The 21,009-nt window shown below is 37.1% G+C and carries 14 protein-coding genes and 1 pseudogene; 10 read left to right on the forward strand and 5 right to left on the reverse strand.

All coding sequences use genetic code 11. From position 1 onward, the window contains the following. Nucleotides 1-86 precede the first annotated feature (86 nt). From AC1DIT_RS14350 to AC1DIT_RS14360, 3 genes are all read left to right on the forward strand, one after another. Nucleotides 87-242, forward strand: coding sequence for a hypothetical protein (locus AC1DIT_RS14350; RefSeq protein WP_154214511.1), 156 nt, complete (start codon nt 87-89; stop codon nt 240-242). Between the two features lie 219 nt (nt 243-461). After that, the gene (locus tag AC1DIT_RS14355; protein ID WP_016113314.1) at nt 462-953 is read left to right on the forward strand and encodes a hypothetical protein; all 492 of its coding nucleotides are present in this window, start codon (nt 462-464) and stop codon (nt 951-953) included. Between the two features lie 100 nt (nt 954-1,053). After that, nucleotides 1,054-1,446, forward strand: a complete 393-nt coding sequence (locus tag AC1DIT_RS14360) for a hypothetical protein (RefSeq protein WP_016113315.1) — start codon at nt 1,054-1,056, stop codon at nt 1,444-1,446. A 668-nt stretch (nt 1,447-2,114) separates the two neighbouring features. Here the strand turns inward: AC1DIT_RS14360 and AC1DIT_RS14365 are convergent. After that, nucleotides 2,115-3,461 carry an MFS transporter gene (locus AC1DIT_RS14365; RefSeq protein ID WP_016113316.1) on the reverse strand — a complete coding sequence of 449 codons (1,347 nt, stop codon included), beginning with the start codon at nt 3,459-3,461 and terminating at the stop codon, nt 2,115-2,117. A 482-nt stretch (nt 3,462-3,943) separates the two neighbouring features. Here AC1DIT_RS14365 and AC1DIT_RS14370 point away from each other — a divergent pair, with 482 nt between their 5' ends. The 3 genes from AC1DIT_RS14370 to AC1DIT_RS14380 are packed head-to-tail and all read left to right on the forward strand — an operon-like array spanning nt 3,944 to nt 11,171. Then, on the forward strand, nt 3,944-6,493 hold the full coding sequence (locus AC1DIT_RS14370) for an MrcB family domain-containing protein (protein ID WP_476998248.1): 2,550 nt from the start codon (nt 3,944-3,946) through the stop codon (nt 6,491-6,493). After that, nucleotides 6,465-8,699 (forward strand): DUF2357 domain-containing protein, encoded by a 2,235-nt coding sequence (locus AC1DIT_RS14375; RefSeq protein ID WP_476998249.1) that lies wholly within the window; start codon nt 6,465-6,467, stop codon nt 8,697-8,699. Before AC1DIT_RS14370 ends, AC1DIT_RS14375 begins: the two co-directional genes overlap by 29 nt. 18 nt (nt 8,700-8,717) lie before the next feature. Further along, the gene (locus AC1DIT_RS14380) at nt 8,718-11,171 is read left to right on the forward strand and encodes a type I restriction enzyme HsdR N-terminal domain-containing protein (protein ID WP_016132986.1); all 2,454 of its coding nucleotides are present in this window, start codon (nt 8,718-8,720) and stop codon (nt 11,169-11,171) included. 281 nt (nt 11,172-11,452) lie between these two features. Here the strand turns inward: AC1DIT_RS14380 and AC1DIT_RS14385 are convergent. The 3 genes and pseudogenes from AC1DIT_RS14385 to AC1DIT_RS14395 all read right to left on the reverse strand — a co-directional run bounded on the left by AC1DIT_RS14385 (nt 11,453) and on the right by AC1DIT_RS14395 (nt 13,490). Continuing rightward, nucleotides 11,453-12,004 (reverse strand): annotated as a pseudogene (locus AC1DIT_RS14385) (DUF6241 domain-containing protein). Between the two features lie 263 nt (nt 12,005-12,267). Beyond that, entirely contained in the window at nt 12,268-12,399 is a 132-nt protein-coding gene (locus AC1DIT_RS14390) for a hypothetical protein (protein ID WP_016113322.1), read from the reverse strand. Further along, nucleotides 12,396-13,490 (reverse strand): Rap family tetratricopeptide repeat protein, encoded by a 1,095-nt coding sequence (locus AC1DIT_RS14395; RefSeq protein ID WP_016113323.1) that lies wholly within the window; start codon nt 13,488-13,490, stop codon nt 12,396-12,398. Before AC1DIT_RS14395 ends, AC1DIT_RS14390 begins: the two co-directional genes overlap by 4 nt. A 602-nt stretch (nt 13,491-14,092) precedes the next feature. Between AC1DIT_RS14395 and AC1DIT_RS14400 the strand changes: the two genes are divergently transcribed. The 4 genes from AC1DIT_RS14400 to AC1DIT_RS14415 all read left to right on the forward strand — a co-directional run bounded on the left by AC1DIT_RS14400 (nt 14,093) and on the right by AC1DIT_RS14415 (nt 20,068). Continuing rightward, on the forward strand, nt 14,093-15,829 hold the full coding sequence (locus tag AC1DIT_RS14400; protein WP_016132985.1) for a sigma-54-dependent Fis family transcriptional regulator: 1,737 nt from the start codon (nt 14,093-14,095) through the stop codon (nt 15,827-15,829). 260 nt (nt 15,830-16,089) lie between these two features. Then, complete coding sequence (locus AC1DIT_RS14405; RefSeq protein WP_016132984.1) at nt 16,090-17,694, forward strand: ATP-dependent acyl-CoA ligase; 1,605 nt, start codon at nt 16,090-16,092, stop codon at nt 17,692-17,694. 37 nt (nt 17,695-17,731) lie between these two features. After that, nucleotides 17,732-18,523, forward strand: coding sequence for an enoyl-CoA hydratase (locus tag AC1DIT_RS14410; RefSeq protein WP_016113328.1), 792 nt, complete (start codon nt 17,732-17,734; stop codon nt 18,521-18,523). Nucleotides 18,524-18,631: 108 nt separating this feature from the next. Next, nucleotides 18,632-20,068, forward strand: a complete 1,437-nt coding sequence (locus AC1DIT_RS14415) for a GntP family permease (protein ID WP_016113329.1) — start codon at nt 18,632-18,634, stop codon at nt 20,066-20,068. A gap of 136 nt (nt 20,069-20,204) precedes the next feature. Here the strand turns inward: AC1DIT_RS14415 and AC1DIT_RS14420 are convergent, their stop codons facing one another. Beyond that, on the reverse strand, nt 20,205-20,855 hold the full coding sequence (locus AC1DIT_RS14420) for a 2OG-Fe(II) oxygenase (protein WP_476998250.1): 651 nt from the start codon (nt 20,853-20,855) through the stop codon (nt 20,205-20,207). Nucleotides 20,856-21,009 lie beyond the last annotated feature (154 nt).

A 21,009-nucleotide genomic window follows, 5' to 3' on the forward strand; every position in this document is an offset into this window, starting at 1 on the left:
TTGTTAGATGAGCTGAGAGTAATTGAATGAATGAAGGAGCTATTTCAGTTTGAAATAGCTCTTTTTTGTGTTTAGAGTCGCGAATTTTGTCGTTTGGCCGATATATGGTGAGAAATGGTCGATATATTTGGAAAAGCGCTGATATATTTGAAGGAACGGTCGATATCGTTTTATTGATTATGATGGCTATGCGAATGTATGTTCTTTTTGAGGCGTTTTGTAGTACAATTGAAGACAGATGATAGGGAAGAAAATCTTACTGCAAGAAAAATATATAATCTATTAAAATTGGACTAGGCATAGTTATAAATGATACGTCTACTCCGCGAACATAAATGATTACAGCCAGGTTTACCATAACTTCATATAGAACATGCCTCCATGTAGATCGAATCCCGATCATAAGTAAGGAACAGAAATATAATGTTTAAAATTCCAAAAAATGAAAGAGGATGATTGTAATGGGAGAAAAAGCAATCGATTTGCTTCTTTCTCATATGATTATGGATGCTATAGACGAGCATGTCGCTTTTAAATGGGAACCTATAAAAGAACCGTGTATCAATTCGTATACGGGAAGAGTAAGCTATGATTATTCTGGGGAAGCCAAGAAAATGACAAAAGAGGATCTAAAAGAGATTGAAAAGACATTGGGGGGAAATAATGTTTCCGTTAATTTTGATTCTAAATTGGCCGAGCTGTTAGGTACAATTCATATTAATAGCTGGACTGCCACTTATACATCAAACTTCGGAAAACATTGGATCAGTTTTAGAGATTTAGTTGAGGAAAAGTATAATGAATGGAAGCATGCTAACTTTGAATTGTCTGATGAAGAAGGTGAGGAAATAAACGAAGAGTTAGCAGAAGAGCTAGATGATTTGTTTTTTTCCTTTTTACGGGATACTTCTCATGAAATTTATTTAGCTAAGCTGTTGAAAAAAATGGAATAATTATATGTTGAAAGCCCGGCAATAGCTCTTTGGTACCATTCATTATATACGACGGGTAGGTTTGTGTGCAGTTTTACAAGAATGAGTGTAACTAACTATTTTGTTGCCCTTGCTTCGTGCAGGGAGAATAGAAGTAAATCCGAATTTAGAACAAGGCCATCGTCATATGGCATTAAAGATGATTAAGTTAGTAGGTTTAGATAAAGAACCGTCGGATAATCCAAATGTCAATGCAGAGCAAAAGGATAGAAGATGGAGAGAAAGAAGAGATGCATGGCAAGTAGCAGAGAGCGCTCTAGATCGTTTGAAACGAAATGATTCTATAGACTTTAGAGAACAAATAGTTGAAACGGCGATAGCGAGAGGGTATTTTTCTATTTGGATGAGTGTTTTTATAAATGATTTAGAGATGTTAAAACTACTCCTGAGAGGCTTTATAGGTACTGCTATTGAATGTTATGATGACAATGGTAACTATTTAAAAAGGGATTAAGATGCGTTTTAAAATATATTGTAACTGTATGAAATAGGCCCCTTTTGCTTATATCTTTATCTAATAATAGCTCCAAAAACTTCATTGTTAAAGTAAATGATCAAAACTTATTAGTAAATAAAATTGGAAGCTATGAAGGTTCTATATTTCAAGTATTCAAAAACACAGGCACAAACAGTTTTTGAGTACATACGGATGGAGATTGGAGCATTACAATAGAAATAGGAAACAAGTAGAAGGAGATTCCTTTAACTGTATTAGGGCCTCATATACGATGTTTTCATAAAACCAGACAGGCCATGATTATTTATTTCGTGGCCTGTTCTGTTTTACAATCCCTTTGTGGCATTATGATTTTTAGGATTTTTTAATTTTGGAAAATTTAAAGAGTGGATTCGTAGTTTTTTGGAAGATGAGTTATTATAGGTAGGGTTTAGAGTGTTTTGTGAAGTGAGAAGAGAGTACCTCTTAATGATAGAAAGATAAGCGGAATTTCAACTTTTCAGCCGAAAGTTGGAGTTTTTTTATTCAATATACTGATGTTTATTACTTCTACATTACTGCTAGAAAATGTAAACAATCAAGAAAGATTTCTTAACTTAAAAATCCCTTGATAAACAAGGGGTTTTTAAGCTGAATTATCGTTTTAAAATAGCTATTTATGACATTTAAGAGTGCCTTGAACCAGAGTTGCGAGTAGCTAGCGTATTTTCATCGTCTAGCTCAGCTTCGATGTGAGAGGTTTTCGATGACTCAGCCATACGCCAATAAGTGATGAAGCTGATGGCAATACAACCAGCTACATAGAAGTAGAAAAGCGACTCGTGTCCAATGCTCTTCAACCATAACGCAATGAACTCCGCCGTCCCGCCGAATACCGCAACAGTGATTGCGTAGGGGAATCCCACGCCAAGGGCACGGATTTCAGTTGGGAAGAGCTCGGCTTTCACGATCGCATTGATGGAAGTATAACCGGTAACAATAATGAGACCTACCATCATAAGCAAGAAAGCAACGATAGGGTACTTCGTCTGCTCCATGATTAGGAACAGTGGTACTGTCAGTAAAGTTCCGAGGATGCCGAAACCAATCAATAGCGGACGTCGTCCAATCCGATCGGACAACATACCAGCGAGTGGTTGGAGTACGACAAATACCAAGAGGGCAATAAAGTTAATCCAACTAACAACTTCCTTAGGAAGACCTACAGTATTCACCATGAACTTCTGCAAATACGTCGTGTAAGTATAGAAAGCAACAGTTCCACCAAGCGTTAGCCCGACTACTGTCAGCACTGCCTTAGGGTGTTTCATTAAAGCCCGAATGGTTCCAGCGTTCTCCCGGCTTTCAGAACCCATTTTTGAGAATTGCTCCGATTCATCCATCGTGCGACGCAGCCACAATACAGCTACTGCTCCCATTGCTCCGATAATGAAAGGAATACGCCAGCCCCAAGATTTCATATCCGGTTCGCTGAGTATTTGCTGGAGGACAATCTGAACGCCTAGTGCTACCAGCTGTCCAGCAACGAGTGTTACATACTGGAAGCTTGAGTAGAAACCGCGGCGGCCGCTGCTGGCCATCTCGGACAGGTATGTAGCCGAAGTTCCATATTCTCCACCTAACGACAACCCCTGAAGCAGACGTGCGAGAACTAGAATAATAGGGGCCAGTATACCAATGGTGCTATAACCTGGAGTACAAGCAATGATCAGAGAACCACCGGCCATGATGGTGATAGAAAGCGTCAGTGCAGCCCGGCGGCCGTGACGATCCGCATAACGGCCCATCAGTAGGCTTCCTAGCGGGCGCATCAAGAAGCCTACGGCAAAGATTGCTGCCGTGTTAAGCAGTTGACTGGTCGAGTCTCCCTTGGGGAAGAACTCTGCTGAGAAATACACGGCGAAAGCAGAATAGACGTACCAGTCGTACCATTCAATCAGATTTCCAACTGAACCTTTGAAGATGTTTCCTGTAATGCGCCTTGTATTGGCGCGATTGGTGGATTGAGACATGATTAAACCCTCCTTTGAACAAAGTTTGTTTTCTACATTTGAAAACTATTGGGTATGTGCACACTCTAGTTTCATGCCAGCGTTGGTCTTTGCTAATCCATCGACCTCCCTATTCAATTGAAGTAATTTGAAAAGCATCATTATGGATTAAGTATGAAAGCGTATAAATATAAATAAATTATATATATTTATCTGAAAATTCTCAATATAATGGGGATTAATTCTCTTTTTAGGTAAGCAAAGTGTTTGGAATCAATCTGGCGGAGTTTGAGTTTTTTTGTATGAAAATAAAGAGAAAGTTGTAAATGTTTTAATTGATAAGTGAATTGATGTGGCGACACTGGCCTTGTTAGAAGGGGGAAGAACAATACAAAGTAGGAAGAAATGTTATTCACTCATATGTTATAGCGTATCATTTTTCTTTTATATATAGTTTGTTAAAATAGTAGTAATTGTAATTAATTGTAACTGCGGAGGTAAAAATGTTAGAGAAACTTATAATTGAAATTGCTAAAATAACTAATCAAGTTAATGATATAAATACTAATAAATCTTATTTGATTATAAAGACAGATGATAAAGGGCTATACGTTGAAACAGAACTTTTACGTGAGAAGTACAAAAGGGGAGAAGAATTACAGCCATATTTTATGATAACTTTTGAGCTTTTTCAGCAAGCTTGGCAAGATTTTATAAAAGTCCGTACAGCAACTGCTGAAGATTTTTTGCAAGCAAACGGACAGAGTGCTTTTTTGATGGCTTTCTTTGCACAACTTCCTTTTGTGAAAGTTACAACACTTAACAATACAAAAGTCATTACATTCAAGGAATTTCAAACGGATGATTTACCATGTGAGCAATACGAGAAAGTGGTGACGTTTTTAGAAGAGATAATGAATGGTACATATGATCCTAAGAAGTTGCATCAGCAAATGGGTGGGAATTCATATAGAGTTAAATCTGGGGGACGTCAAGATTTGAGATTATTAGGGTTTTTAGATGAATATCATGAAATTCATATGAAACTATTAAATGAATATATTCAATCAAAAAATAGGGATGCTTTTATTCAAAAGTTAGCTTTAGAGCAAGAATATTTTCGAATTGCCCTATTTGTACTTGAGATTTTAGTGAACGCTTCAAAGTCTGAAAAGAAAGAGGCTTTAGTGAATTTAGGAATGACGATTGTCCGAAATTCACTAGGGGATAATTTAATGCTTGAGTCAGTAGCCAAGAAACGTACTCATAACTTGTTAATGTGGCTTGAAAAGATAGGGTTAATTAACGATAGCTGGGTTCCAGTTGAACAATATTTAGAAGAGAATAGTAAAGAGGACGATATGATGAATAGTAACTTACGTGAAAAGTTTTTAACTGTTATGCATGAATATTTAAAAGCGAGAACAGAAAAATTTGCAGGTCATAAACTTGGTTCAGTTGTTCGAAATGAAATAACAACGGAGATAACTCGTTTATCTTTTATCGATCATAATCAGTACGTTGTTACGGGCTCAGTTGGACAAGGGAATTGGGCCGCTGTGCCATGGCTTGCTATCATGAATAAAGACATTACGACATCGACGCAGCGAGGGTATTATATCGTTTATTTATTTAGCGAAGATATGAAGCAATTATATTTAACGCTAGCGCAAGGAGTAACTGAAACTTCTAAAGAAGAAATGGAAGAAATTAAACAAGAAATCCGTCAACATATACATATGTCTACAAAAGTGAAAAAAGATGATGGGATTTTCCTGGGTACAAGTCCAAAAGCAAAAGGCTATGCAAATTCAACAGCGGCATACATTGTATATGATGGTAATCAAATGCCAAGTGAAGCAGAATTAGTGGAAGATTTAAAAGAAATGCTTAGCTATTATGAGGGATACATTTCCTTTAGAGAGAAAGGGAATAATCGTGCAATGATTTACGAGCAGCAAAAAGAAATGGATTTGAATGGGAAGGAAATTGTAGATCATGTATCTTCTTATATGAAAAGCAAAGGTTTCTATTACGATAAGCAAGATATTATTAACTTTTTCCTTTCTTTAAAAACGAAGCCTTTTGTTATTTTGTCTGGTATTTCAGGGACAGGAAAAACAAAAATTGTTCAGTGGTTCGCTGAAAGTTTAGGGGCAACTGAGGAAAATGGACAGTTCACGTTGATTCCTGTGCGGCCTGATTGGAGTGATAGTTCGGATTTACTTGGCTATGTGAATATTAAAGGGGAATTTCAAGAAAGACCGTTAATTCAAGTTCTTGAAAAAGCAGCAGAGAATCCGGACAAGCCTTATTTTGTTGTGCTTGATGAGATGAATTTAGCACGTGTAGAGTACTATTTCAGTGATTTTCTAAGTGTTATTGAAAGCCGAAAATGGGAAGGGAGAGAGATTGTTACATCGGCGGTTCTTCCTGAATCGATTGTTGGGAAACGAATTACGATTCCGTCAAATGTGTACGTTATTGGAACTGTCAATATGGATGAAACAACACATCCGTTAAGTAAAAAAGTACTGGATCGTGCGAATACGATTGAATTTAATCAAGTGAAGTTAGATTCCTTTGAGTTTTTAATGGATGCAGAAGAAGTGCAGGCAAAGCGTGTTTCTAATAATTCCTTGACAGCCACGTTTCTTCATTTAAAAGAATGTTTTCAGCTCAATAAAGATCTCGTGAAGAAAGTATCTCATATTTTAATTGAAATCAATGAAATTCTTGAACTGATTGGAGCACAAGTGGGGTACCGGATACGTGACGAAATTTGCTTTTACATGGCTTACAATGAAAAAAGTGAACTATTATCGTYTGATGAGGCGTTAGACTATCAGATGTATCAAAAGATCTTACCGCGTATTGCAGGAAGTGATAGACGGACAGAAGAGGCATTAAAGAAATTATATACGCTATGTACAAATCAAGAGTTTGATAACGAAGATGCTATGTCTTATGCGAAGTATCCTCGTTCTGCTAAGAAGTTGTCTCATATGTTAAGGAGGTTCGAGTATGATGGCTTCACCTCTTTCTGGATCTAATAGTGATATAGAACTAGTTAAGATTGAAACAGCGAATTTGTCATTGACGATCAAAGGGAATCCCTATCATGAAAAATATGAGAATTTAAAAAAACATCAATCAATTGGTTCAGATGAAATGATGCATTTTCATGTGTCTGGAGAAGTAGAATCTATCTTGGTATATGATGCTCGGTTACAAAAGCTTAGTGAATTAGCCGAGCACCCTCCTATCTTTTTTGAGAATAGGAGTTATCAGCTTGTAGTTGTTCCTAAAAATAATCAGGAATTGTCTTTTCACCATGAACATCCATCTCTTCGAAAGGCAATTAGCTCTACGCAAATGGGCTCATTGAAACTATTAATGGGGAATCTCTCATTTCCAAATGAAGTAGGTTATACAACATTTGAAATTCAGGATGATAAAAAATCTCTATTAACAGTCACATTAGAGATTTATCCATCGAAGCTCGATTACAAAGATGACTATCGAGCGTTATTGGAAGAAGTGAATGATGAAATTTATAATTTGGCATTTCATTTATTGAAAAGGACTTACTTAGGAGCATCAACAATCTATGCTACAAACCCATCTAAGAGTGAATTTTACCGTATTTTAAATGATTCGTTTCATAGATTTATGAAGGCAATTTCTCATATTAAGAGGCAACCGCACCATACACTTATTACGCGTCATCAGCTCGTACAAGGAGAAAAAATTCGTAGGCTAGATTCTGTTGGGATGAATTACTTACGGAAAAGGCCGCACTTGTTTCAAGGGGTAGAGGCAAATATGGTTCCATCTAAAGGAATCACAGCGTATAAGGAAGTATCCTACGATACATTGGAAAATCGTTTTATTAAATGGATGATTCAGAGAGTGGTACATAAAATCGATGGTTTACTTACATCTTTGGAAAAGGATTCTGGATTTAAGAGTTTACCAATTGATGACGGTCTTATTCAAAACGTAAGAAAAATGAAATCTCGAATGAAAAATGAGTTGAATGATCCATTTTGGAATGGGATCGGAAAACTGGATCGTTCCGTCTTTTCACTTGTCATTCAAATGGCATCTGGTTATAGGGATGCGTATCAAATTTTTCTAATGTTATCGAGAGGTCTAACACTAAGAGGACAGATCTTCAAAATGTCTGTTAAAGATGTCGCAAGATTGTATGAATATTGGACGTACCTAAAGCTTGGACAAATTCTATCTAAAAAGTACGTAACGGTGGATCAAGATGTTATTAAAGTTCGGCAAGATGGACTATATGTGACGCTGGATGAAAGCAAAACTGCAAAAAGAACATTTCGGCACCCTGAAACAGATGAAGTGATCGAGCTTTATTTTCAAAAGAGAAATAACGCATTACCAACTGTCACGCAAAAGCCAGATACAATGCTTGCTATTGAGAAGAAAGGGAAAACTTATCAATATCAATATGTTTTTGACGCTAAATATCGAATCGATTTTGCTAAAAGTGATTCCCATTATAAAAGACAGTATGGAACGCCGGGTCCAATGGAAGAAGACATTAACACGATGCACCGATATCGAGATGCGTTAGTAGTAGATCAAGGGGGACCATTTGAGAGAACCGCCTATGGAGCTTATGTATTATTCCCATGGAATCAAGAGGAAGAATATGAGCACCATCCTTTTTATAAAAGCATTGAAAWAGTAAACATCGGTGGATTTCCATTTTTACCAAACGCAACCAGACTAGTAGAACAATTTCTCGATCATCTCATCGAAAAAAGCGCAGAAGAGATTATAAGAGAAGGAATTCTCCGGGAGAATCCATTATCCAGCGATGAAACAAATGATTGTGTTTATTTCGAACTAGAGCCATGGAAAAAGCTCGATCATCTCATTCGTCCAGTAGGGTATGGAATTCAGACATATATGCTAACAAGTATGTCACTATTAAAAGAAGTACAAGAGCTTCCGGAATTATTTATGAAGTCAAAAGAAGAACGTGTACTTTGGAAAACGCTGCGTCGATTTACAAAGCAGGTGAAGGTTGAGTTGGCTCACTCTAATTTGGATGAGGCGTCTTCTATTAGGAGTTATTCTATTCAAGATGTTCAGATCAGGATTGATTATGAGCAAGGGAAGGTGATGGTTGGAAAAGGAGATGTGTTTAAAGAGTTGTCTTTGGATTTGGTTGTTAGGAATTCCTCGGTGTTGTTTAGGGGAGTTCTGGAACTATTAAGTAAATAGGGAGAAGAGGGGATTTATATGGGAAATAAATATATGAATGAAGAACAAGTAAAAAATACTGTTATAGTTCCGTATTTCGAAAAAATGGGGTTCTTGACAGACAAAATAGAATTCGAAACTCATTTTAAAATAAACATTCCTAGGCAAGGGGAATTGTATATCGGGAAGGAAATCACCAAGCATGTTTACTCCGATATATTATATAAGGCTTTAGTGAACGGTAAGTTGAGAAATGTTATTTTAGTAGAAGTTAAAAGGGGGAATCATCCAATTAATGAAAAAGATATTGAACAAGCCATAAATTATGCCAGATTACTGGATGAAATTGCTCCCTATAGTGTTGTAACTAACGGAAAAACCACAAGGATATTTGATACTATAACAAAAGATGAATTAACCAATACAGATTTAAGTAAGAGTAATTTTATTGTGTCAGGCTGTAATTTAACTATATCAGAGGATATTCGTGAAGTAGCTCTTCGAGCTTTTGTTGGATTAGATCGAAAGAACCTTCTTCATTTTTGTCAACTTCAGAGTGAGCGTAATTTTAAAGATATAAAATCAGAAAAAATTTCAAATAAAAGTATTATAGACGAAGTTCATTGTAATAGAACTAAATACATGGATGAATTTAAAAATTTCTTGAAGTCAAGAAGTAAGATTTATGCAATAATCGGTACTTCAGGATTTGGAAAAACTAATTATTTATATTCCTTATGGAATCAATATAAAGATCGTTTCCCAATGGTGTTTTATAATGCTGGTTTACTCAACCAAAGAGTGATAACTTCTATCCAAGAAGATTTTCATTTTTTGTTAAACCAGGAATATAGTATGACAGAATTAGTAAGAAGATTTGATGATATTACTAAAAACAATGGAGATCAACGCTTTTTTATTGTAATTGATGGTTTAGATGAACATCCTAATCCAGTAGAATTGCGTAATGAATTGAACGACTTAGTAAAAAAAATTCAAGACTCAAATATTTATTTAATCACATCCTGCAAAACTACTGATGAAACTAATGATATCTGGCGTAGTTTTACTCACTTTAAAGGTTCGTTAAATTCTTTTGGAGAAAATATCTACTCGTCAAGAAACTTATCGTTTCTAAACAAGATAGGTGTGTATGTAGATAAAATGGACGAACAGGAACTTAAGTGTTTATGGGGAAGATATAAGAAAGCATATGGAATTAAAGGAGATTTAAATAGCGAGAGTAGAGAGCTCGCAAAGGAGCCCTTTCTAATGAGAATGCTTGCTGAGGTATATCAAGAGCAGGAGGTTTCGAGCGAGATTACTGAAACTGAGCTGTACCAGAAATGGTTACGTCAGAAGCTAGAACAGACCTCTGAACCGGAGATGACCAAGCTTGTACTAAAAAGGATTATAAGTCAAATGGTTAAAGATAAGAGAGAGAACTTAGAACACGATTTATTATTGGAGTTGTTATCAACAGTTAATAATGGTTATTCTTATTTTCAAGATTTACTTAAAATAGGGCTATTGCTCGTTACAAAAGATTTTAATCAGATAAAATATGTCTCTATATGTAATAATGCGCTAATGAAATATATTTATTGTTATCAGATATCGAAGTGGCATACAAAACAGATGATTGATTTAATTCAACCGTTCAATACATACATAAGAGATGGATTTTTGCGTCAATACCCGATCTTTTTCATCTCTTTTAAGCAGAGTAAGTATAAGAATGAACGTAAAATGTGGAGTGAAGAGTATACAAAGAATGATCACCCCCTATGTATCAGTTGCAACGATAATATAGAGGTAGAAGATAAAGTTACTGTTGTATTAAGAATTGACAAAAATAATTTGTCTGACGAAAATTTAGGTGGTTTTCATATTATTCATGAGAAATGTGCATGGGATGGCCCAAGTATGCTTGATTTAAGGCCTGAGATAAAACATGCAATATTAAATTGTGAGGATTTTTTAGCTGTGTACAAAATCTTTAGTTTACTAAATTCTATGCCTGACAGCCAAAAGGTCCAATCAGCTCGACGTGCTAAGAAAGAAGAGTTGAAAAGGTCACCTCACTTTAAATTTTTACCTTCGATAACATCCAAAGGTGAACCGTTCTGGACCATTATGGAGTTTGTTGACGAAGTTAATACTGGGAATATGAAAAGCCAAAAAATGAACGGGAAAGAACATCTATTATTTTTCGATACTAAGGAAAAAGCTGATTTCTACCTTGCTCTCAATCAAACTGATGAAGACTCAGAGACTGTAGATCATGTTGTTGGAGTAGAGAAAAAGTATATTAAGAGAATGGAGGAGATTTACAGATCAAATGCTGTTAATATGCCACCTGCTGCAATCCTCGTTGGTTTTAAAACTGGAGGGAACGTATTAGTTATCCCACAAGAATTTAAAGAAGTTATAAATGTGGTGAATAGTGGGTTATCCTTTCTCGAGTACATGAAAAGAATGCATCTCAAATAAGTAGTGATATTTAAGGGGAATTAAAGTCAGCAAAATTACAATCAGATAGTAATTATAGAAGAAATTATTCAAAGCGCTGGTATAGCACGAACTGACTTCGCAAATATTTCCAAACAGAGTGATGTTCCACTAGCTGAATTTCCTTCTTTGCTAATAAAGGAAGAAGAGCAGTATTTGAAGGAAGCGATGAAGAATATGTAGTGATGAAAAGGCATCCTAGCGAATTCGTATTCAATTTGCTAAGGTGCCTTTATAAGTTTTTGAGAATGTGGATAGATATTTTAATGATTTTCTTTAGTTTGCTCCTTTTCACTCTGTTCCTCAAGATATGCTTTCTCTTCTTCTGGAGTAGCTAAACGGTACGCCTTCCCATTCGTGCTTCCACCTGCTCGTTCCCACATGTCATTATGCCCCTCAACAGCTTTTGAGAAATCCCCTTTTTCTCAACGATCTAAAATCTTGTTGTACTTGTCTTTGTCTGCTAACATATCGCTGTCATTTACTAGTTGACGAAGTTTTTTTATATTATCTGAAGACATTGCGATAAAACCGCTTTTCTCGTTGGCCATTACCTTTTTGTGAGTCATTTTGTGCATAGAGTCGATGATAACTCCTTCAGCGTTAGTTATATCATCAACTTCTTCAATTTCTTCACATTTCGCGACTTGTTTGTTGTCACTTTCAGGATTAAAAAGGTTCCCAATCATGCCCCCTGCAAATACACCAAATAGCATGATACCGATTGTGATAATTAGGGGTTTTGTCCATTTCTTCATGTTTTGGATCCTCCTTGTGCAAAAATCGAGTTGTTTTTGTGCTTTATAGTTATACATTTGACTACTATTTTAGGGATCACAGTAGTTCTTTCTCTTTTAGTAAATTAGATGAATGATATCGAGATATTGAGAAAAGTAAGCAAAAAATGAGGAATAGGTTTCTGAGTGCATACATAATTAACTCTTTTACATCAAAGCTTGTGCTTTTAAAAGGCGTAGTTACAACTGTTGGAAGGGATATGAATCGATATTATGCAAATCCATCAATCTTTATCTGTAAATAAAAAGACCCAGAAATATAATCTGGGTCAGAGGTAATATCAACCACCGTGGTCTCCATCTGCCATCATACTAGCCACAACTTCAATCTGATGAACATCCGTCTGTGAGGAGATGCCTAGGGTTAATGTTAAAACAGTTATGATTCCCATTAAACTAAGTAACTTCTTCATTTTAAAGCCCCCTTCTCAATAATTCTATTTTTTGCTTCAGTGCTTAAATAGAAATATTTACTTGCTTTTGAATGTTCATCCTCTTTATAAAATTTAATCCCTAAAATTTCATAATATTCATGGATGTATTCATATAGATTTTCTCTTTCAAAATACGGAATTCCTGCTAAAACGGTTTCTTCTAATTGTTTAGCGGGGATTTTGTTGTTTACGTCCTTAAGAATTTTGAATCGGTGTTTGTATTCTTCATTCTCCAGTTTTGTACATATCTCTAATCCTTTTTCGAATAACTCATCAGCAACTTCAACATGTCCAAGTTTAGAATGTTCTCGTGCTTCAATAAATATAGCTTTATAATGATTTGGCTTATTTTGAGAAACTTCGGATGCATAACGAATAGCTAGTTCAGATAGATTTTGACTTGCATACAACAGTCCTAGATTATGACGAACCATCAAAATAAATGTATCTTCTTTAAGCTTTTGGAAGATATCCATTGCTTTCACAAGATGTTCTTCCGCCAATACCCACTCTTTCAAATTAATGCAGGCCATCCCTAAAAGGTTTTCGCAGAATCCTGTATTTCGTTCGTAATTCTCCTGTTCTAAAAATATCTCTTTTGCTTTTGTGACATACTTAATGGATTGAAGGGACTCGTAAACATCGTAATGGAATGCCCCAAGTTTATAATAGAACTCAGCTTTTTCAAGTTCATCAGGCACGATATCAAGTAATCGTTCGGCTTTCTCATAGTTCTCTCTAGCAATATTGTAGTTGCCAATTGTGCTAGCATGAATTGCTTTAAAAAAATGATAGTAGTATGTTAAAAGACTATCTTCGGGAATCTCATAAGATTCAATTTTATCAAAACTGTTTTTTGAAACGTTTAAATTATCAATTACATATTTATAACGGAAATCCAATAGAAAATAATACAGAGATAAACTTTCATCATGTGAAATATTTTCGATTTTCTCATCAATCTCTTTTTTCAGAAGATGAGCGTTTTCGATATGTCTAGCGCGAATTTCAACATACCAATCATTCAAGAGACTAGTAATCTGCTCGTTCCCCTTTAATGAGACGTTCATAATATCCCCCTTATCTATATGTATAATCTTTAAATAATATGATAGCAGAATTTGGTATAGGAAAGAAATGCGAAAAAGATTTCGAAATAAAATAAAGAAAATTCAGAAAACAAAAGGAGAGTTAACGGAGTATGTAGAAGCGAAAAAGAAAGAGCATAAGGTAGGGGTTCTTAGGAACAAGGCCGTCTATTGACAGTCTTGTTCCTGAACAGTCGAGTTTCATTTTTTATCCTTGTTTCTTATTATTTTGATGCTTAATGCAACATATACAACTCCTATTATTCTCATTAGGATGTTACCTATGTCTCCGAGACTATTAACTGTTAAATTCATTAAAAAAGCTCCTAATATACAGAGAAATATACCAAATAACGTTTTCAATACATGTAGCACCTAAATTCTTTATAATATTTTTGGAGATTTTATTAATTACTTTATCAATTGGATATTTTCACCTAATACCCTTCTTATGTTTTAGTTGAACTTCGAGATTATATATCTGCTCTAAACTGCTTTAGAAGTTCCAAGTATTTCACAAGGTGTTATAAAATAGATATATATGACATGCGAGAAAGAGCACGATTTGATAGGGAGGCTTCCAAATGCATATAGATGAAGGGATTAATCTGCAGTTAACGAGCCAGGCTCTTCAGGTAATGAATAACGGGATTGCGGTTACAAGTCATGATGGAACGATTATGTTCAGCAATCCATCATTCTGCAGCATGTTAAACAAAAGAGAAAATGAAATAACGGGTAAGCACATATCGATGATTATTCCTAATCATAAACAGCCAGTAATGAATCAAAATGATGGTTTGCATAAGTACGAGTGTAAGATTGGCAACCAAGTGTTCATCGTGAATGAATCTTATGTGTACCAGGGTGGGAAAGAAGAAGGATCGATTGTCATTTTGGAAAACAAGGAAAAAAGCGTGCAGTCCTTGGAAACGATTATTAGTCGGTATGAAAATGCCTTGAATTTACTGTCGGAGTGTATTCTAGGGGTGAATGAGCAAGGAATCATCAATTTTTTTAGTGGTGCTTATGCGCAATTTTTAGGAATTGATGATCCGAGGGAAGCGATTGGGAAGCATTGTACGGAAGTTGTTGAGAATACGAGGATGCATATTGTCGTGAAGACGGGACAGGTGGAAATTGGGCATATTCAACATATAAATAATCAGAATATTATCGCAACTCGTATACCTATTGTTAAGGACGGTAAGGTTATTGGTGCGATCGGTAAAATTATGTTCCATGATATCCAACAATTTAAAGCTTTGGGGGATCAGATTCGTGCAATGGAATCAAAGTTATCTTACTATCAAACTGAATTACAGCGGCTGCAAGCAGGGAGGTTTTCATTTCAAAGTATTGTAGGAGAGAGTGCGAAAATGGAAGAAGTGAAAACGATGGCTTTGAAGGTTTCGAAAAGTCGGTCTACGGTTTTGATAAGAGGAGAGAGCGGAACGGGGAAGGAGCTTTTTGCCAATGCGGTTCATCATGCGAGTCCGCGTGCTAGGGGTTCATTTATTCGTTTGAATTGTGCTGCGATTCCGAGGGATCTTTTGGAGGCTGAATTGTTCGGATACGAAGAGGGTGCTTTTACAGGAGCGAAAAAAGGAGGTAAGCCTGGGAAGATTGAGTTGTCCCATAAGGGAACGTTGTTTTTAGATGAGATCGGTGATATGTCTTTGGACATGCAGGTGAAGTTGCTTCGTGTGCTGCAAGAGAAAGAGATTGAAAGAATCGGTGGCACAAAAACTCAAAAGATTGATGTCCGCTTTATTGCGGCAACGCATCGGAATCTCCGTGAAATGGTGCAAAGAGGAGAATTTAGAGAGGATTTATATTATAGGCTAAATGTGTTTGCAATTGATATTCCTCCGCTAAGAGAACGAAAGGAAGATATCGTACATTTAACGGAATTTTTAATTCGGAAATTGAATGAGGAGCTTGGTAGTAACGTTCTTTTATTAGATGAGAGAGTAAGGGATATATTCATGGAGCATGATTGGCCAGGGAATATTAGGGAGCTAGAGAATGTGCTGGAACGAGCGATGAATGTTGTGGAAGGAACGATCATTCAAGTGCATCACCTTCCTGTTTATTTGCGGAAAAGAGATTTGGAAGAAGAGTTGGATCATGAAACTTTTGCGGGATATCAAGGGGAGGATGAGATAAGCTATTCACTGCAGACGGAAGTGGAATCCGCTGAAAAACGGGCGATTACGAGGGCTTTGGAAAAAACAGCTGGAAATAGAAAAGAGGCAGCTGAGCTTTTGGGAATTCATCGGGCCAGCTTATATCGAAAAATAGAAAGATACGGAATATGATGAAGGAATGTAAAGGGCAAATAGGCCCTTTTTTTGTTTGGTTTGCAGTAATACATGTTGTCGCGTTTTTGCGACACTTTCTTATATATGCGACATGATCACTATCATTTGTAGCGCAAATGCGACATGCGAAGGTGTACATGTAAGGGAGACTCGGGGCATGTCCCTGAAGGAATAAGGGAATAGGGAATGAGACAAGCTTTGGCATGTTTCTTGCTATATAAATAAAAAGAATTTTAATAGGAAGGGGATGGAATCTAATGCTTGAGAATCAGAGTTTGCCACATTTTCTTATACAAAGTATCAACAAGTCGCCTGATAAGGTGTATTTACAATTTGAAGAACAAAGGGTTACGTATGAAGAACTTTATCACCGGATTACAAGGGCTGCAGCGGGATTGTGTGAACTCGGTATTCAAAAAGGTGACAAGGTTTGTATTATGCTTCATAACACCCCTGAATATCTGGATGTATGGTTTGCTTTATCTTTTATGGGAGCAATTGCGGTGCCTCTTAATGTGCATTTAAAAGGAGAAGGTCTGCAGTATATTTTATCCCACTCTGATTGTAAGATAATGATCATTGATAAGGAATTTGTTCCTCAAATTGCTTCTTGTTTACCATTTATACAAAGGGAAATTGGGATTGTTGTTCACGACAATAATGAAAGCGTAATCATTGCAGATGATGGTAAAGAACGGCCGGTAATCGGATTGAAAGATGTATTGCATGCAAATGATCACTATCTTCCAAATGAAGCTGTTTCCTCCTCTTCTATTAATAGTATCCTTTACACCTCTGGAACGACGGGACTACCTAAAGGGGTCATGTTAAGTCATTCTGCCTATGTCAATTCTGCACAGTCATTCGCTACTTATATGGTTGGTGCGAATTCGAAAGATATTTTATTTACAGCGCTGCCTTTATTTCATATTAATGCCCAGGCCCATACAGTGCTCGGTGCCATTTCTTCCAATGCGACGATTGCTCTTGGAAAGCGGTTTAGTGCTTCTCGTTTTTGGGATGAGATTCGGGGTCATGGCGCAACCATTTTTAATTCTTTAGGATCGATGATTCCAATTCTCTGCAAGCAGCCGGAAAAGGAAAACGATTATGAAAATCCGGCAAGGGTGACGGCTTGTGCCGCTACGCCTAAGGGATTTTGGAAGCCGTTTGAGGAGAGGTTTGGCGTCCGGATTGTGGAAGGCTACGGATTAACGGAAACGACAGGCTTTTGTGTAACGAATCCATTGAATGCCAATAAGCCGCCTTCTATTGGGAAACCGTATTCTTACGTAGAGACGAAGATTGTCAATGAGGATGGAAATGAAGCGCGGACTGGTGAAATCGGTGAAATTTTCATCCGTTCCTTACAAGAACAAACATTCATGGAAGGCTACTATAAAATGCCGGATAAAGCAGAGGAAGCGATGGAGGGAGGATGGTTCCATACAGGGGATCGCGGTTATCGAGATGAGGAAGGCTACTTATATTTTTGCGATCGGATCAAACAGTGTATTAGAAGACGTGGAGAAAACATCTCTTCTTGGGAAATTGAAAAGGTCGTAAATAATCATCCGAAAGTGCTTGAATCAGCGGCTATCGGTGTCCCGTCAGAAGTGGCGGAAGAGGATGTCAAATTATATGTGATTGTAAAGCAAGGAGAAATGATGTCTCATGAAGAGATTATAGATTGGTGTCAAGAACGTATGGCTTACTTTATGGTGCCGCGATACGTTCAGTTTCGTGAATCTTTCCCAAAAACAGCAACGGAACGGATTCAAAAATTCAAGTTGCAGGAAGAAGGAATCGGTACTGCTTGGGATCGCGAACAGGCGGGGGATGTCATTAAAAGAACGAGTTGAAGATTGTCTCATTACATATTAGAAAGAAGGGATTGCATTGGAAAATAAGCGGGTTGTTTCATGGTCTAAAGAAAAAGGAATCGCGACTATTAGCATTGATAATCCTCCTGTGAATGTACTGAGTTATGCGGTGATTGAGCAACTGACGGCCACGGTTGATGAAATTGAACGGGATGATGAAGTCATTGTTGTACTTCTAACTGGCGCTGGAGAAAAAGCCTTCGTTGCCGGAGGGGACATCAAGTCATTTCCAGAATGGATTGGGAAAGGGAGTGAATATGCAGAAGAAAAATCATTGTGGCTTCAGAACCCATTAAATAAAATAGAAAGATTGCCGAAGCCTACAATCGCTGTGATTAACGGATTGGCGCTTGGGGGCGGGTGTGAGTTAGCTTTATCGTGTGATTTACGGATTATAGAAGAACATGCCCAAATTGGACTTCCGGAAGTAAAGCTAGGCTTGTTTCCAGGTGCGGGAGGAACGCAGCGTTTGCCTCGCTTAATAGGAACTGCAAGGGCAAAAGAAATGATGTTCACTGGTGAACCGCTCACTGCCGAAGAAGCCCTGCGAGTTGGTTTGGTGAATCATGTTGTTCAGCGCGGTGAAGCATTGAATAAGGCGAAGGAATTAGCCGCGAAGATGGCTCGGTTTTCTCTTCCTGCTTTATCTTTGATGAAGCAATCTATCAATAAGGGGTTATCTCTTTCTCTTGAGGAAGGGCTAAAAGTAGAAGCTCAAAATTTTGGCCGTGTATTTCAAACGAGTGATGTAAGAGAGGGAGTGGAGGCTTTTATAGAAAAGAGAGTGCCGCTTTTTCATCATAAATAAAAAGAATACGATGTCTGCCTTTGGTAGGCATCGTAACAATATATGCAAGCATAAAAGAATGAAAAACAAATTTGAGAAAGTCCATTTTATTAAGGGGGGATTGCAGATATGGATTTATTGATTGTGTTGTTATCGCTCGGCTTGCTTATATTTGTGGCTTACCGAGGGTTCTCGGTCATTTTATTCGCTCCGTTATGTGCTTTGCTGGCTGTGTTTTTGACGGAGCCAGCGCAAGTTTTACCGTTCTTTTCCAATGTTTTTATGGTGAAGATGGTCGGATTTATAAAATTATACTTTCCTGTGTTTTTGCTTGGAGCGATATTCGGTAAAGTGGTAGAAGTCACTGGAATCGCAGAAAAAATTGCGAAAATTATCATCCGTTTTATAGGTGTGAAAAGAGCGATTCTTTCCATCGTCTTAATGGGAGCGATTCTTACATACAGCGGCGTCAGTTTATTTGTCGCGGTATTTGCGATTTATCCATTTGCAGCGCAATTATTTCGTGAAGCAAATATTCCGAAGCGTCTCATTCCAGCGACAATCGCATTTAGTGCATTCACATTTTCGATGGATTCACTTCCTGGGTCGCCTCAAATTCAAAATGTTATTCCAACTACGTTTTTTAAAACAAATATTTATGCAGCCCCTATATTAGGGATCATTGGAGCGTTGTTTATTTTTACATGCGGCATGCTGTATTTGGAAAGGTGTAGGAAGAAGGCGGCAGCTAAAGGGGAGGGGTATTTCGGAAAAGGTGATGCTACTTCTGAAATGGCCGCTACAACTAGCACGCAAGCCGCACCGACGCCAATTGTTTCAAGTGATGCTATTCCAGCTAGTTACTGGATGGCTTTTCTACCGCTTGTACTGGTTGGAGTGGTGAATAAAGTCTTTACAGAATTCATCCCCGTTTGGTATACAAAGGGATTTGATTTTGCATCCATCGGTTTGAAGGAGTACGGAACGATTGATATGGGACAAGTCGTGGGTATTTGGTCAGTAGAATTGGCACTTCTTATCGGTATATTGAGCGCTATATTATTAAACTTCCAAGCGGTAAAAGAACAGTTTCAATCGATTACAAGCGTGGGGGTAAGTGGTTCCATTTTAGCTGCGATGAACACCGCAGCCGAGTATGGGTTCGGTGCTGTTATAGCTGCTTTACCTGGATTTGTTATGATTCAAAATTATTTGACTGGGACATTTTCCAATCCTTTAATCGGTGGAGCGGTCATGACGAATATATTATGTGGGCTGACGGGATCAGGATCAGGAGGAATGAGTATTACATTAGGTTTAATGGCAGACAAATATATTGAAGCAGCAGCGAACTTCGGTATTCCATTAGATGTGCTGCATCGCGTTATCGCAATGGCAGCAGGCGGTATGGATACTCTTCCTCATAACGGAGCAGTTATCACTTTGCTTGCAGTTACAGGGCTAACGCACCGAGAAGCTTATAAAGAGATTTTTGGTATTACTTTAATTAAGACGGCTGCTGTTTTCTTCGTTGTTGGAGTGTATCTGATGTTTTCTATTGTATAGGAGGGGGATTGATTGGCTGTTATAAATAACGCAGCTATCAAGTTAAGATTATGTATAATGGTAAATAGAAACAGCCATCATTCCATGAAACGATGGCTGTTTGTATATTTTCAATGAATTTTACAAAATTTACTTGTTACAACAATGCTCTTCTTCTCATCCATTGCGTCGCAACCCATTTTTCACCTTTGATAACAGGTGCACCGCCATGTAAAGTAAGGTTGTTTATTGATTCATCCTGATAAAAATACTCGAAATATACCGCCATTCCTTTTTTCGGAGATACGGAAAGGTTGAGTTTTGGAAAGAAGGTCTCTCCACCTTCTTCTACATGATTTAAATACATCACAAGTGTACTCATACGATTGTTACTTGCTGCCGCACTATTTTCTACAAAAAAATCATAATGCGCTTGATATTCTTGGCMAACTGTATACTTTAAAATCTGCAGCCCTTCTCCATGTGGGGCARGAACATTCATGATCGAAGCGATTCGTCTTTCGATTCTAGTAGTAATCTCGCTTTCTTCTAAAAATGCGCCACTGCTCGTCCGAATGTCATTTGTTTTGCGCGAAACACCAATTTTAGAACGTTTCATTTGATTTTTAGACATTTCAATTAACGTTTCACACTCTTCATCACTTAATACATTTGCTAAAACGACAATAAGAGGCTCTTCTAGTCTTGAAATAATTTGTATTTCTCTGTCTTCTGTCACAATGGTGTTCCCTGYGTGGTTAAAAATCGTTAGTTCTGTATTTTTAACTGTTTCATCTTTCATTGACATTTGCCCCATCTCCCTAAAAAAATGATTAGATAGCACTAATATATCATATTTTTCTTACTATTCATTCTTTACGAAAAAATAGAGTAATGATTGAAAAAAAAGGACATGTAGTTACCTATTCAAACTAACTATTCCCAAACTAAAATTTTGTTAA

Source organism: Bacillus sp. 05T22 (assembly GCF_056396765.1).